At 50.5% G+C, this 15,118-nt stretch carries 11 protein-coding genes; 5 read left to right on the forward strand and 6 right to left on the reverse strand.

All coding sequences use genetic code 11. The annotated features are described in order from the left end of the window. Nucleotides 1–92: 92 nt before the first annotated feature. The 4 genes from BM185_RS02910 to BM185_RS02925 all read left to right on the forward strand — a co-directional run bounded on the left by BM185_RS02910 (nucleotide 93) and on the right by BM185_RS02925 (nucleotide 3,003). Entirely contained in the window at nucleotides 93–743 is a 651-nt protein-coding gene (locus BM185_RS02910; protein WP_091958982.1) for a hypothetical protein, read from the forward strand. A 7-nt stretch (nucleotides 744–750) separates the two neighbouring features. After that, complete coding sequence (locus BM185_RS02915; RefSeq protein ID WP_091958985.1) at nucleotides 751–1,533, forward strand: hypothetical protein; 783 nt, start codon at nucleotides 751–753, stop codon at nucleotides 1,531–1,533. 43 nt (nucleotides 1,534–1,576) lie between these two features. Then, complete coding sequence (locus BM185_RS02920) at nucleotides 1,577–2,260, forward strand: hypothetical protein (RefSeq protein WP_143089468.1); 684 nt, start codon at nucleotides 1,577–1,579, stop codon at nucleotides 2,258–2,260. A 68-nt stretch (nucleotides 2,261–2,328) separates the two neighbouring features. Continuing rightward, nucleotides 2,329–3,003 carry a hypothetical protein gene (locus BM185_RS02925; RefSeq protein WP_143089469.1) on the forward strand — a complete coding sequence of 225 codons (675 nt, stop codon included), beginning with the start codon at nucleotides 2,329–2,331 and terminating at the stop codon, nucleotides 3,001–3,003. Nucleotides 3,004–3,258: 255 nt separating this feature from the next. On the opposite strand, the gene recD is transcribed toward BM185_RS02925, so the two are convergent. The 3 genes from recD to recC are packed head-to-tail and all read right to left on the reverse strand — an operon-like array spanning nucleotide 3,259 to nucleotide 12,763. Beyond that, nucleotides 3,259–5,322: an exodeoxyribonuclease V subunit alpha gene (recD, locus tag BM185_RS02930; RefSeq protein ID WP_091958994.1), complete on the reverse strand. Its 2,064-nt coding sequence runs from the start codon at nucleotides 5,320–5,322 to the stop codon at nucleotides 3,259–3,261. Beyond that, nucleotides 5,319–9,149 carry an exodeoxyribonuclease V subunit beta gene (recB, locus tag BM185_RS02935; RefSeq protein WP_091958997.1) on the reverse strand — a complete coding sequence of 1,277 codons (3,831 nt, stop codon included), beginning with the start codon at nucleotides 9,147–9,149 and terminating at the stop codon, nucleotides 5,319–5,321. Before recB ends, recD begins: the two co-directional genes overlap by 4 nt. After that, on the reverse strand, nucleotides 9,146–12,763 hold the full coding sequence (gene recC, locus BM185_RS02940; RefSeq protein ID WP_091959000.1) for an exodeoxyribonuclease V subunit gamma: 3,618 nt from the start codon (nucleotides 12,761–12,763) through the stop codon (nucleotides 9,146–9,148). Before recC ends, recB begins: the two co-directional genes overlap by 4 nt. 319 nt (nucleotides 12,764–13,082) lie before the next feature. On the opposite strand from recC, the gene BM185_RS02945 reads away from it, so the two are divergent. Next, nucleotides 13,083–13,265, forward strand: coding sequence for a hypothetical protein (locus tag BM185_RS02945; RefSeq protein ID WP_143089470.1), 183 nt, complete (start codon nucleotides 13,083–13,085; stop codon nucleotides 13,263–13,265). Here the strand turns inward: BM185_RS02945 and BM185_RS02950 are convergent. The 3 genes from BM185_RS02950 to BM185_RS02960 all read right to left on the reverse strand — a co-directional run bounded on the left by BM185_RS02950 (nucleotide 13,262) and on the right by BM185_RS02960 (nucleotide 14,947). Continuing rightward, nucleotides 13,262–14,152: a metallophosphoesterase gene (locus BM185_RS02950; RefSeq protein WP_091959006.1), complete on the reverse strand. Its 891-nt coding sequence runs from the start codon at nucleotides 14,150–14,152 to the stop codon at nucleotides 13,262–13,264. The genes BM185_RS02945 and BM185_RS02950 overlap by 4 nt on opposite strands. Further along, nucleotides 14,145–14,678 carry a hypothetical protein gene (locus BM185_RS02955; protein WP_091959009.1) on the reverse strand — a complete coding sequence of 178 codons (534 nt, stop codon included), beginning with the start codon at nucleotides 14,676–14,678 and terminating at the stop codon, nucleotides 14,145–14,147. The genes BM185_RS02950 and BM185_RS02955 overlap by 8 nt, the downstream gene beginning before the upstream one ends. Nucleotides 14,679–14,743: 65 nt before the next feature. Further along, entirely contained in the window at nucleotides 14,744–14,947 is a 204-nt protein-coding gene (locus BM185_RS02960; RefSeq protein ID WP_177203449.1) for a hypothetical protein, read from the reverse strand. Nucleotides 14,948–15,118 lie beyond the last annotated feature (171 nt).

Below are 15,118 nucleotides of genomic sequence, written 5' to 3' on the forward strand. Positions count from 1 at the left end.
TACCCTGCACTCTTCTTCGAACCTAACCGGGAAGAATGCTGCAGGATGGCCTGGGATTTTTTTAACAAGAGCACTGTTAGAGGAGTAAAAAAATGCCACTTCCTATAATACCCATCGCTTTATGGGGCGCAGGCGCTGCAGTTGTTGCAGCTGCAAGCTACTATTTATTTTCAGATTCGGATGAAAGCGAAAATAAAAAAGAAATTAATAATAAAGTCTTGGTTACAGGTCCGAAGGAATCTGGAAAAACTACGCTGATAAACTACATTGCGAATGGTGAGAATAAACTTAAGATACAAGCTGGCAATAACGCCATTATTAATATTGAGATAGATGAGTGGTCATTTGATAAAGAAAATGATGCTAGTGAGCTTAAAAAAAAGGTGGCTAACTCAGAAACAGTTGTTTATGTTGTTCGGTATGATGCATTTGAAGGTAATAAAAATCAGTATAGTCGCTTTAAGAGTGATTTTTATCACATTGGAAAGCAAGTGGGTCATGATGAAGGTGACGCAGATTATAAGATTTTGCTGATTGTTACTCACTGTGAGAAGCCGTTACACAATAAAAGTAACATTAATAGCTTTGATGATGTTCATTCAGCAATAACAAAACTTCCTGATTTTGAAAAAGCTGTAGCCCAGGTTTCAGCATGTGACCTAAAAGTAGTTTGCGGCTCGATGAAGAAAGAAAAATATGTGAAAGCGTTGATCGAAAAAATAGAAAATCATTTGAAGGGGTGAGGCGATAATGAATGAACTAGAAGCAAATCCTTATAAGCGCCGCGTTCTTTTGGTTTTACGCGAACATGAGCTTGAAGAGCTAAGGTCGAGCCAGGAAGCTAAAGATTTACTTGCGCCAGATGAGATTTCTTATTATAAATATGATGAAGATCAGGTTTACAAAAACCCGCCTAAAAATCCAATCCTACTTGATTTGATTGAAAAAGATTTGCTGAGACCGGGTAAGATTCTAGTACAAAACCCATTTGAAATGGATTCATATGGATTTCGTGAAGAAGCTCTGCCGCAGTTTGCTGTGAGAAAAAACTACTTATTTTTAGAGCTTTGCCAACTGCTTGGTGCTAAGAAAGTAGAAGTGAGTCAAGTTGATATCGCTACTAATGACTCTAAGGCACTAGCTAGTGTGTCCGCTCATGCTGTAACACCAAAAGGAAAAATCGGTGGTGGCATTAAAGGTAAGTTCACTACACAAGAAAAACTTAAAAACCTTTTAGAGATGGGGGCTACTTTTGAAGGTGGCGAAGCACAAATAGATGCAGCTAGAAAGCTGATTTATAAATATAAGCTGAGCCAAGATGAGAACTTCATGAACTTGCTGAGCCTGCGCTCCAATTCGAATAATTTAGTGAGAGAAAGGTCTTTGAAAATAAATATATCCTCAGAATCAAGAAGAAATATTGAGCTGGCAGCTAATATTGATATGACTTCGTTATTTGGAGCCAAGGCTGAGGCTAGCATGGAGACTGAAGGATATTTTGATGTTGAGCTGTTAGCTCATGTTGTCTTTTGAATTGTGCAGCACATAAATTAAATTCTATATAAAATTGAGATTCATGAATAAAAATGAAAAAAATAATGCTAGCAAGAAACAAGGAAGCACATATTTAGTTTCTCGTATTCCTCTATCTCCTCTGTCCTCTCTATCAGTGGGTTTGGGTATTTTGAATTTAGCTTCTCGTGATCAGGGATCTTCTAGTAATTACAAAAAAAATATTCTTTTTACTGGACCTAGAGGATCAGGGGAAACCAAGTTGATCGAACACCTATCAAATGGTGAGGAAAATTATTTTTATTTAAAAACTTCGAGAGGAGTTCAAGTAATAGTAACTTGTGATAACTGGTCGTTTGATGATGAGTCAGACGTGGGAGTGCTAAAAGATAAAATAGATCACTCTGACTTGGTTGTATACGTTGTCAATGCTGATGCTTTTAATGGTAATGATGAGCGCTACAAAAGATTAAAAAACGATTTTTATCATATGGGTAAGCAAGCAGTGTTAAAGTCTTTCAAAGTGATTTTTGTTGTTGCTCTACTAAAAGATAAGAAAGAGAATTCAGCCGGCTCTAACGAATCGCTAGGCTTTTTAAGTGAAATAAAAAATATCCCTTATTACTATAAGGTTGTTTCACATATACCACCATCTGATATGAACCTTCTGACGGGTGTTTTGTGTGATGAGGGTGATAATTATGAATTGATTGAAGGTATCATGGATCTTTTGCGGAGAAACTTTTAATTTCCAAAGCCAATAAAATATGTCTTGTAATTGACCGCTAAATATCATTAATCAACGAGCTGGTAAAAATGAATTACACAATTAACGGCTACTATGTCAAGCAAAAACGCGGCCTGAGTCATTGGCCACGACTACTTGAGGAGTGGGTTTTACAAGTTGAGCGGTATTGTCGGGTGTATGAGGGACAGGATGCCCCCTATCTTTATACAGAACAGGCTAATGTAGGGCTCATCGCTTCTGCTGCTTGGCGCTCTGGCGGTATTGCTTTAGAAGAGTTCCAGTCTGTGAAGGGCGTTAAGCATCGCCCCAAATGGAATGGCCGAATTGATCTTTGGTTGTGTCAGGACGAAAAAACAGAAGAAATTGTTGAGGCCAAAATGCTCAAGATTTCGATGGATGCGCATACTGATTTGATCTCTAGTGTCTCCAAGTGTATGGCTGCTGCTGTCAAGGATGCCAAGAGTGCGAAAGCTAGCTACGAGTTGACTGGCTTGGGTGCAGTGTTTGTCGTGCCTAACCTGACAATTAAGCGTGCCCTGAGCCGTATGGAATCAGAAGAAACACCATCTGACTGGATTGAAGCTTGGGTTGATGAAGTTCTTGCGGGCAATGATTACCACGCGGCAGCTTGGTGCTTTCCCAAAGAAATGCGTAATCAACTACTGAGCGACAATCCGGATATCTGCGGTGACAACTACGCTTATCCAGGTGTGATTCTGCTTCTAAAAAACTGTGATAGGTAGATTGGCTGTTAGCATCTTTCAGGTCAGTGACCTTGATGCTTAAGCGTTTCTTAATTTTGTAAAGCTCAGCTACAATTGATTGATGTCAACCAGAATGAAGCAAGCTCATGTCTAAGGCATCTTCATCGCTGAGGCTTGAGACAAAACTCGTCAAGCAGGTGACGTTGGCCGATGACCTCTTCACTGAGCTGAAGCAGCTTGCCCCAGATGGCAGAATACAAGTTGGCCACTTTGAAAACGGTAAGTTTCACCCCTCTACCCCAAACCACTTGCCCGTTCTACGCGGCCTTTAAGGGTCGTTTCCAGAGTTCCTTCATCGCTGTAGACCAGGGTGAAGGCTTGGCTGGAGCGGGTGATGCCGGTGTAGAGTAGTTCCTTGGTGAGTACCGGGTTGTGGCGGTCAGGGAGTACCAGGGCGGTGTGGGTGAATTCCGAGCCCTGGGACTTGTGGACTGTCATGGCGAATACGGTTTCTACGCCTTGTAAGCGGCTGGGTAGTACCCAGCGTACGCCGCCCTGGCCATCGGGGAAGGCGACTCTTAGCACTTTGCGTCCTGTTTCATCCTGGGTCGGCCATTCCAGGCAGATGCCAATATCCCCATTCATTAGTTTCAGGCTGTAGTCATTGCGGGTGACCAGTACCGGCCGCCCTGAGTACCAGGGTGAGTTGCCGTTTCCAAGCAGGGGTTTGAGTTTTTCAACTTCTTTCAGAGCACTAAGTGTCAGTTGGTTGAGTGCATCTACTCCCCAGGGGCCACGGCGCACGGCAGTAAGAAGCTGGAATTTTTTATGCTCAGAAAAAATACTCAATGCCCAGGCATCCAGTTCTTCACGACTTGCTGTGCCGGTGGGGCGCTTGTTAATTAGGGTTTCCAGAAAGCCTTTATAGCCATCGCGAACCAGGCTTTTTAAGGCAGCCCAGGGGTCCGCTTGCTTTGAATCACTTTGCTGTTGGCGGCTGGTATCTAGTTTGATCAGTTGCAGGTTGTTATGTTTGGTTGCCGCCTCCTTGGCTTTGCGCTCGTAACTATTAAAAATCCCTTTCAATTCTCCAACACTGGCCTTGCCCGAGTTAACGCTTACAGCCAGGGCACCAATGCCTGGATAGTCATTAAAGCGATAACTGTGTTGAAGCAGGGTGGTGGCCTGAGCCAGGGCGCTGCCTGTTTCACTCAAGAGGGTTGGGGGCAGTTGCTCGCCAGTAGCCTCTTCTAGCCAGCCTGCAGTGGCAGGGGTGTAATTGCCCTGGTCTGCTTCCAGGCAGAGGTTGCCCAGTACCGAGCCCGCTTCCACTGAGGCCAGCTGATCCTTGTCGCCCAGCAGAATCAGGCGGGTTGTGGGCGCTAGTGCATCCAACAGTTTGGCCAGCATTTCCACATCGACCATGGAGGCTTCATCAACGACCACCAGATCGGCGGCCAGAGGATTACCGGCATGATGCCGAAAATGGCGAGTTCTCGCCTGACTGCCCAGAAGCCGGTGCAGGGTGGAAACCTCGGTGGGTATTTGTTCCTGGATTCTGGCCAGATCAGCACCGAGATCCAGTCTTTGCACGCTACCAGCCAGGGACTCACTCAAACGCGCTGCCGCCTTGCCGGTGGGTGCAGCCAAACGAAGGCTCAGCGGTGGTTTTCCGGCCTGAAGTTGTAGCCCTTGCAGCAGGGCCAGCAGGCGTACTACGGTGGTGGTTTTGCCTGTACCTGGCCCCCCGGTGATGATGGCAAAGCCCGAACGCGCTGCCAGTGCACAGGCAATCTTCTGCCAGTCGGGCGTTTGTTTTTTGTCACTAAACAACTGATCCAGCAGGGAGCGCAGTTTTTCAGTCGACCAGGGGGTTTGAAGCGCCAGGCGCTGGGTGATGCCTTGCTCGATCTGCCGCTCATACATCCAGTAGCGGCGCAGGTAAAGCAGTGGGCGCTCTTTACTCCCTGCCAGAACCAGGGGGCTGGAAGCAGCTTGAGGCTGATCAGTCGCCCGTTCATCGGCCACTGCATCACTGTCTAGTAAGGCTTGAACCCAGCTTTCCAGCGTCCAGCCTTTGAGCTGTTCTTTAAGTTGCCCCCCTATACTCGATGTCTGGGATGCTTCCTCCGGCTCATCAGCGGGGCTGAGCAGCTTCTCAGGTTTGGCCAGCACCTGCTGCAAATCCAGGCAGACATGGCCATGGCCGTTGGCCTCGCTTAGCAGGGCAGTGGCCAGAAGCAAAGCTTCACTGGCTTGGGGTTCCTGTTCATGAATAAAGCGGGTCAGGGCCAAATCCAGGGGTCTTAGTGCACCTTTTTCTACCCAGTCTTCCAGTCTAGTGACTAATGCGTTCATAGCGTCGCTCCTTGTTCTTTTTCTTTCGGGGCAAAGAGGGCATCTAACTCTTCGATGAGTGCCTTGGGCGGCTTGTCACAAAACAGCCCCTGGGTTTGTGGGTTTTGGGTGCCGCGCAAAAACACATAAATGGCACCGCCGACATGCTGGTCATAGTCATAGTTGGGCAGGCGGGCCTTCAACAGCCGATGCAGTGCGACCAGGTAGAGCACATACTGGAGATCATAACGATGCGATAGCAGCTGCTTAAGCATGGCCTCCTGGGTGTAATCCTCGGTCTGGCGACCCAGGCGGTTGGATTTCCAGTCAATCACGTAGTAGCGACCCTCGTGCTCAGCCACCAGGTCGATAAAGCCTTTTAAGAGGCCGTTCAGCAGGTTGTTTTTGGCGACGGGCCGCTCCACCTGGTTAAGGGTTTGTGCCCGTACTTTCTTATCCATGCTGGGCGCATTGACCCAGTGGCTTTCAATCATAAACTCCAGCTCCACCGCCAATTGAGCAGGTTTGAGCTCACGCAGAGCAAAGCCCTGGCCTTGCCCCAGACTATCCAGCTTCCAGGGGGTGCTCAGGAAGCTGATCAGCCATTCCCAGAGGGGAGTAACCTGCTCTTCCTGGATACGCCGCCGGCTGCAAAAACGGGTGAAACCCTGGAAACTCTCCTCATTTTCCTTCACGACAGCAGCAAAGCCCTTGATTTTTGGCCCCTCGGCAGGGATGTATTCCTGAACGGCAGCCCATTCCATCAGCGTGTGCAGCACCGTACCCCAGGTCGCCCCGGCAGGAAAACGATGCAGCACATTCTCTGCGGTAATCGGCCCTTGGTGAGCATCTCTGGGCTCCTGGTTTTCTAAATCCCTGCCTTCAGAGGCACGACGACTTTCTTCCTCTGTCTGCTCATCCTTGGCGGTTTCCGGCTCAGAAGTGACTTCTGGAATCGAGCCTTCAGCAGGCGACTCTGCATCAGTTGTTTCAACAGGCGCGCCACCGGCCTGACTTTGAAAGTGAATGGCTGAGTAGCTGGCAATCCACCAGTTGCTGAGGTTGCCAACTTGAGGTGCTCTGATCTCTTTTAATTTCTTGCTGGTTTCAGGCTCAAAGTCCTTATCACTGGCAGCAACTTCCTGAATCGAAAGCTTCGCTGCTTTAACAGCTTCTGCAAGGGGCTGCTCTTCAGAGACGCCAAGCAAATAACCCATACCACTGTGTTGATGATCCTGGATCTCGCCTAGCCCCACCCATTGGCAGTAACTGGCGCGCGTCAGGGCAACATAAAGCTTGCGTAGATCTTCCGCTAAACGCTCTGCATCAGCCTGGGCAAGAATTTCGGGGCTGCTTTGCAAATGTTGCTGCAACTGCCCTTCTTCATCATGCGTTTCCAGCGGAATGTCAGTAGATTTAGTGAGACGGCAGCTGGTTGCAAAGGGAAGAAAAACCAGCGGATACTCAAGGCCTTTAGACTTGTGAATAGTGACGACCTGAACCAGCTGACGGTCACTTTCCAGGCGCACTTGCTGGGCCTCGCTGTTTTCATCCGGATTTTGATTTTGCTCCCGAAGGTGACGGATCAATGCCTGTTCACCATCCAGTTCAATGGATGCTTTTTGCAGCAACTCGGCAAGGTGTAGAAGGTCTGTGATTTGACGCTCACCGCCTGGTTCCTTTAATAGCCGCTCAGCCAGGGTGAAATCCTTAATCAGTTTATGGATTAGAGCCAGGCTGCCCTGCTTTTTCCAGTCGTAGTGGTAGCCCACAAATTGTTGAACCCGCTCTTCCCAGCTCAGCTCATCCTCATTGAGTTGATTCAACTCTTGCAGACTAAGATCCAGTTGAGGCAAAGCCAGGGCAGCGCGCAGGCGTGCATCGTTATAGGGCTCAGCAATCGCCTGCAGCAGAGTGAGCAGGGCGCTGGCAGCATCCGATTGGTAAACGCTGCTTCTTTCCGACAGATAAACACTGGGCACGCCTTTTTCGGTCAAGGCCTGGCGGATGGCATCGGCCTCATTTCTATCTCTAACCAGCACGGCAATATCAGCCGCTTGCAGCAAGCGACGCTTTTGGCCGTTGTCATCCTGTTCAACAAGCCAGGCTTTTTTGTTTTGGGCAGCGATCAGTAAGCGGGTGATTTGAGCGGCTGTTATTACACTGATTTGCTGGGTATAACGCTTCTTTGTAAGATCTTCACCTTCGTCTTTAGTAATCAGCCAAGTGTTCAGGGGGGCTTGCTCTTCGCTATCTACTTCGAGCCAAAGTTTGGATTTTTTACCGGGTTTGACTTCAAAAAAAGGAATTGGGTTTGATTCCGGCTCCTTGAAGTAAAAGGCACCCCGCGCACGTTGTTCACCCAGAGCAAAAAGATGATTGACCTCAGCGATGAGTTGGGGCGCTGAACGAAAGTTGTAACCCAGCGTATATTGACGCTCACCTGTCGCTTTTTTAGCCGCCAGATAGGTGAAAATATCTGCGCCTCGGAAGGAGTAGATGGCTTGCTTGGGGTCACCAATCATAAAAAAGGCAGTTTCTGGCTTTGGCTCTTTAATCGAGTAGATGGCATCAAAAATACGGTATTGAACAGGGTCGGTGTCCTGGAACTCATCGACCAGAGCGACCGGGAATTGCTTGCGAATGGATTCAGCCAGTTGCTCACCACGATCACCTTGCAAGGCCTGATCCAGCCGATGCAAAAGATCTTGATTGCTGATTTGGCTTTGTTGTCTCTTGGTTTTCTGGACTTCGGCACCCATCCAGTGAGCGGCATGCCTTAATAGGTCAGCATAGGGAGAAGGCAAGTCAGCTAGTTGCTCGGGCAAGGCGGCGAGTGCTTTGCAACCAATATTGTCCCAAGGGATAGCACTCCTATCCGTCCAAGCATCATCAAGAGTTAAGGCCATTCGCTGAAAGGTTTTGGCACTGTAATCAATGCCTGGGTGCTCTGACTCACTGGCAGCCCAGTTTTGAATCTTATCTAACAGTCCTTTTATAAGATTGGATTTTAGTTTAGCTCTTTGATAAGCATTTATCTTATTTGCTTCATCAAAAGCCCCCTCAAGTGCAGGTAAAAAGGTTTCGAGCCATTTTTCTTTTAATGGCTTGAGGACGTTCTGTTTTTCCTCTTCAGCCTGAGCTAAAAGTTTACTGGGTGGGGCTTGGGGAGACTCTAGTCGCTCCAGGTGATCCAGTAGCTTGCGGGTTTTTTTGCGTGTTTCTGTAGGCGAATCAAAGAAGCTCAGTACTTCCCTCAGCTCGTCATCAGAAAGTGGCAGGTAAAAGTGACGCCAGTAGTCTTCGGCAGCCTGTTGTAGCAACTCGACTTCACTTTCAATGATTTCTTGCTGGAAAAGATTGCCACTGTCAAAAGCATGCTCTTTGAGCATTCGGTAGCACCAGCCATGTATGGTAGAAATAGCTGCTTCATCCATCCACTGAGCTGCAAATTCCAGCCGGTAGGCCGCTGCATTCAAAGTGCGTTCGGGTTCGGTTTGTCCGGCAGCCTTTCCTTCATCAATCACTGCCTGGCGTAAATCCAAAAGCAAGGAATCGCGGGTTGCTTCCTCAGGTTTTTCAGCACGAAACACACTGGCTGTTTCAACCAGGCGCTGACGGATACGATCACGCAATTCCTTGGTGGCCGCTTTGGTAAAGGTTACAACCAAAATACTGGGTGGCAGCAGGGGCTGCTCAAAAGCAAACTCGCCGCCTTGCTGCAAAACCAGCCGAACATAGAGCAGGGCAAGGGTAAAGGTTTTGCCGGTTCCGGCACTGGCTTCAATCAGAGCCGAGCCCTTGAGTGGAAAAGTCAGTGGGTTAAGCGATTCAGTTGATGGGCTCATGCGTTAACCTCCGTTTTAACGGCGTGATAAAGGGGTTCGTAAAGTGCCTCGGTGGCGGAGGCAAAATCGGCCTGGCCATGCAGGCAGTCAAAATCCGGGAAAACCTGGCCCAGCCGAGCTGAAGAAGCGCAGTCTTTGTTAAAACCTTCGCTGGCCTTGTTAGCCGCTTGCTCCAGGTTGTCGGGCTCTTTCTGCAGGCTGGCAACCCATGCCATCCCTGTGCTCAAGGCCGTGGGTAAAGGCTTTTGCATGCTTTGCCACCAAAGGGTCACTAGCCTGGATAACTGCTCCTGAGCCTTTTCCATGGAAAGCCCAGGCCAAGTGACCTGTCCCTTGGGCGTCAGCAGCTGAGTTGTAACCGGCTGCTGAACGAGCACTTGGGCAGCCAGGTGGTGCAACCAGGGCCGTGTCAGATTCCGCCAGGCGTAGGACTTGCTTCTTTTCTCAATAGCCCGGCTGGTTTGTACAATTAATTGGCTGTACTGGCTGGCATCTGAGTTGACCAGCAAATAGGGGCTGCTTAACTCCAGCGAGATGGTCTTGCCTTCTACTGAGAAACTCAGCAAATCGGTTATTGGTTTTTCCAGAGGCAGCATCTCGTTGCGTTCTTGTTGCCAGGTTTCAAATAGCTCTAGCAAAGGTTCGGTGAGCTGCTGACTTTGATGTCGACCCAAAGCCCCTTCAATCAGGGTGCCCTGGCGCACCAGCTTGTCCAGCGCCTGTTCCAACTGGTGCGGATAATTTTGAGGAGTCGTTTCTGGATGGAAGGTCTGTTGAATTAATTGATCCTGTAACACCCAGGCTTCCAGCCCACTAAATGCAAAGTTTTCTACTTCCTGTAGTTGTTCCGCTTCACGCTCCGGGTAGATTTTCAAGCGATCCTTGTAGAAGGCATCAGCAGGACAGCGCAACAGATCATTAAGCTGGCGCAGGGCTAGGCTGGCTTCTGGATACCAGGCCGGTAGGGTGTCGGTTTCAGTAGCCGTGGTTTCAGGGTTCTGGATAAATAGCTGCTGCCATTCATGGGCAAAGGTGACCAGCCGCTGATCCTTGGCTGCGGCTGCACTATCTTGATCGGGTTCAACAAAATAGCGAGGGCTAAACGCCTGCAAAGGATGTTCGGTGGTGAGTGCATCCAGCAGAGGCTGATCGCCTGCTGCCTGCCAGCCAGCGGCCAGGTGGTCGCGCAGTTGTCCGACCAGCACGGAAGGCGGGCGGGTGGAGTTGTCGCGAATATTGCGCCCGACCCAGCTAATGACCAGCTTTTCTCGTGCGGAAAGCAGGGCTTCTAGAAAGAGGTAGCGGTCGTCTTCACGGCGGGAGCGGTCACCGGGGCGGTAGTCTTTGGCCATCAGGTCAAAATCAGCAGGGCGCACGCTACGCGGGTAGTCGCCGTCATTCATACCCAGTAGCCAGACCTGTTGGAAAGGTATGGCGCGCATGGGCATCAGGGTGGCAAAGTTGATCGAGCCACCCAGAAATTTCTGGGTCAGGGTGGGCTGATCCAGGGCGCTGAGCAGTTCTTCGCGGATGACTTCCAGTGGTAGGGTCTCATCGGTTAGCTTGCCGTACTCCCAGACTTTTTCCAGCTTTTCCAGTTGAATATCCAGATTGGTGATCGCCCAGGTATCGGCTTTGCTGGTATCCGTGAAAAAACGCGCGATCAGGTTTTTTAACGCCTGGCTCCAGCCAGCGGGCGTGTGGTTTTCTTTCAGCAGGTCGCGGGTGGTTTCCAGGTCTTTTAAGAGTTGCGCCAGGGGCCCCAAGAGTGCGGCTTCCAGGCCAGCCACCTCATCATGGGGTTCTATGCCTTTCCAGGCTGGGCTGCTGCCACTGGCAAAGCCCAACAGCAGGCGGCGCAGGCCAAACAGCCAGGTGTTTTGTTCTTGCTTGGGCAGCCCCAGGTCGGCGCGCTGTTCGGCATTCAGGCCCCAGCGAATATTCGCGCCCTGAATCCATTCACGCAGGCGCGGCAGGTCAGCTTCGGCAATCCGGTAACGCTGACGTAGTGCAGGCGTATCGAGCAGATCCAGCAACTCACTGACAGCAAAGCGCGAGCTGGGAAGTTGCAGCAGTTTTTCCAGGGCGATCAGCAGGGTGTTCTGCCCTCGCTGGCCCTGATCGGCAATATGAAAGGGCAGAAAGCGGGGGTCACGTTCCTCACCCTGACCGGCATAGCGCCCAAACACCGCTTGAATGTGGGGCGCATAGACATTGATATCCGGCACCATCACCAGCACCTCACGCGGGGGCAGGCGTTTGCTCTGCTTTTGGGCCTGTTCAAAGGTAGCCAGCAGCTGATCGTGCAGGATTTCCACTTCGCGCTGGGGGGAGTGGGCAATCAAAAACTCCAGGCTGCGATCCTTCTCTGGGTCGATTGGGGTGTCTTGCTGTTGGCGTTCTGACAAGGGACGCAGGTCAAAAATGTCGGATTGCAGTTGGCTTAGCAGGTTGTCGCTTTCGTCCAGCGGGTCGCGGTAGAGGTCAATATTCTGCTGTACGGCCTCTTGTACTTGTTCGCGGTAGCTTTCTGGCTCGTCCTGTTCATCCAGCAGATGCAGGTAGTCGCGGCCCTGTTTGCCCCAGGAAGCCAAGAGCGGGTGGCCCTGCAGGTGCAGGTCTTCAGGGCTGAGGTTGGCGTCGATTTTACGCTCTGTAATGCGCTGGTATTCACGGCGCAGCAGCTCCTTGTCTTCCACCAGGTCGCCCCAGTAGTGCTGGCAGGGGTTGCTGGCAAACACCAGTATTTGAGTAAAGGGCGATAGGGCCTGAAACAGCTCTAGCGTCTGGCGCGGCAAGGAAGAAATACCAAACACTAGCACTCGCCGGGGCAGGTCTTCGGGGCGGTTTTCGGGTGAAAATTCTTTGCACTTTTTGATCACAGCGCGGTGAATGCTGGCCCGGCTGGCGCGGGTCCAGTCGGTTTCGTTTGCGGCAAAGCGTTTTTTACCTAGCTGATCCAGGCTGGAATCATGTTGAATATCCGCAACCAGTAAACGCCAGATCAGCGGCTGCCAGCGATCCGCTGTTTCCAAAGGCTCCAGCTTGCCCTTGGCGGTGATCAGCTCGTCCTGTTTAGCACCCTGGAGGTTGGCTTCCCAGGCTTCCAGCCAGTCGGCGCGATAGACCTGATATTGGTCGTATAAATCGGCCAGGTTGGCGGCCAGTTGGTGCAGGCGGCGAGGGTCAGCATCCTGGCTTAAAAAGCCCTTCAGGGGCTGCAGCAGTTCAGGGTTTTCGCCCAATTCCTGCACGCGTTCTTCCAGCGCTGGCCAGTCCTTCAGCAATCGATACAGCCGCCAGGTCAGCGGGGCCTTGTCATAGGGTGAGATTTCCGGCAGATCATCAAACACGCTGCGATAGGCCTGCCACAAAAAACGCCCGGGCAGATCCACCTGCATCGCCGCCGCTATGCCACAACCGCCGTCATCCCGTGCCAGTGCCATCTTCAGCCACTGGGCGATCCCGTTACTCTGTACCAGAATGCTTTCATCTTCCAGAGGGCGCAGCGGATGGGTTTTAATCCACTCTGTCAGCAGATCGCGCAGATCTTCTAGGCGGTTGCCTTGCAGAATCATCAGGCCAGGTTGAAGAGAATCGAGCTGTGCGGGCATGGGGCGTCCTTGTGCTGTATAAGTTAAAGTCTTCTGCAGGGAAACCTCTGATTAACTATTGCGCTTGCTTATGCTGTGTTGAAATTGGCCTCAAAATGCTCATTTACTCTTTGTAAACTCCGCTTTTTCGTTCAATTTCGCCTTGCCTAACCTGCGCTCATTACGTTGATCAGAGGCTCCCTAGGTCGATGAATAATGCCAGCCTTGGTCAAAAATTAAAACTCAGTTTATGGGGTGGTTGCGACAATGCTTGTCGCACACTTGGGTTTTAATGGCTCTACAGCCAAAAGCTGTTAAAAATATTAAAGAGGGTATTTCGATGAGTAAAAAAAAGCATGAGAAAAAAACCAAAGAAATAAGTGATGAAGAAGCTCAAAAGCTGGTCAGCAAGGCGAAAACGATTTCAGAGGTCTTGGCCATCCCTGGGATGGAAGAGGTCTATTTCCATGAAGATATGACCGATGAAGAGCTTCTGGAAAGCCTGTTAGGCACCCGGCACTAGCAGCACGGCAAAAAAACGCCATGAAAATGTCGGTTATTGATCGGCTGCTGACGACGATGCCGATAAGCAACCAAAGGTCCACCGCAGGCTGCCCCAAAATCTGTGCAGACTTGCCAGTCACTAATGACGGTCAGTTCACTGCGATAACTCAGACTGTAGTGACCAAAAAATACAGGCTCACTGCTAGAGGACAGGGCGGCTGGGGCCTGCTTTTCCGCTAAATTTAACTGTGCATAGTCGGCCAGCGCATCCGGCCACCAGCGAATTTTCTGCCGCCGTGCATCCAGCTGCTGGCAGCCACAGACCAACAACTCCAACGCCGAATAAACCGGCTCCTCCTTGGCAAGCCAGGCTTGAAGAACGCGGGGCTTCAGGGATGCGACACCTGCCTTTTGTAGCGTCTGAAGGGCTGTCGTATCCCAGCAGGCATGCACAACCTTCAGCTCTGGCTCATCAATCCACAAGGGCTGCTGCTGTAGCCAACAAAGCAGCTGCCAAAGCACTTCGGGCTGGTCGGAAAGATCACTGGCCAGGCGGATATAGTCACTCACCAGGCTCTTCAAAAGGCACTCCAACACGGCTTCAGGGTCAGCTTCAGCCAACTCGGTAAAACCACGCCGGTAAAGAAAAGCCAGCAGCTCCAGCTCATGATTACCCACCACCATACGCGCAGCACCGGCCTGCACCATGCGCTGAATCAGCTGCAAAGTCGCACCCATCTGAGGGCCGCTATCCAGCACATCACCCACAAATACCGCCTGACACTGCGAATGCCGCCAGTGATCACCCAAAGCTTCATAACCCAACTCCTTCAGCAACTGAAGCAACAGCGGCAACTGGCCATGCACATCACCGATAATATCCCAGTGCAAATCAGAGTTAGTCATCAAACAGCTCCCACTTGCGAGCAGTGCGTTCCATAGCCACCCGGTCACCGTTCACCAGAATATCCGTCAGCCACCAGAAAAGGCCGAAAATCGTTACCCAAAGGGCACGCATACCCAGCGACTTCTCCTTCCCGAAAATTTGCGCAATGGAAGCCAAAGCCACCAAAGGCAAAAACAGGGCATAAAGCACCTTAAAAGGCGCAACCAGCAGCCCGGTAAAAAAGCCCTGGTTGATCACCATGCTGCGCAAGGCAACACCACCGGCTACCACCAAACCAGCAATCATCGTCCAATCCATAAGATGATCTTTACGCTCCAACCAGGCCTGCCATTCCCGCTGAGTCACCTGGCTTTGCTCAGGCGTCATGAAGCCAATAATGACTGCACCTATAAGCATCACACCCCAAGGCGCGAAGGATAAAACCAAATCGCCCATAGAGTTATAAAAAACCAGCTTGTTCTTGGCTGTAGCCACCACCAGACCCACCAAAAACGCCAGCAAGACTAACCAAATAATAGCTTCCATCCCAAACCCTCTTGTTGGTTGATGGAAGCATTATGAGGGAAGGGCGCGACGAACTGAGTCGCAAGTTAGATGCCGGTTAGTTGGTGGCTTAGTACCTTAATCAACCGGCGTCTTTTGAAGAAAGCGAGCGGGTTAAGCCTTAAAAAAGGCGTCAGCTCTAACTGCAAACCGCCTTGCTCGCCCTGATTACAGATATTGCCGCGCCCCTGACCATGAAAAACCGGATGAGGTTTGCTGGTAATACCAATCATTGCGTGAAAGCTCAGCAAAGCTAGAATACTTATCACCCTACTGACGAATCAACCCCCGGCGACGCAGCCAGGCTTTCGCTTTAGTTTTGATAGGCTGTGACCTGTTTAACATCTACTTACCTCAGATCTGCGCAACCCTGCGGGTATATTGCTTTAGTAAAAAACCATTGGGTACACTAGCGCAGCCCT

Source organism: Marinospirillum celere (genome assembly GCF_900112235.1).
GTDB lineage: Bacteria > Pseudomonadota > Gammaproteobacteria > Pseudomonadales > Halomonadaceae > Marinospirillum > Marinospirillum celere.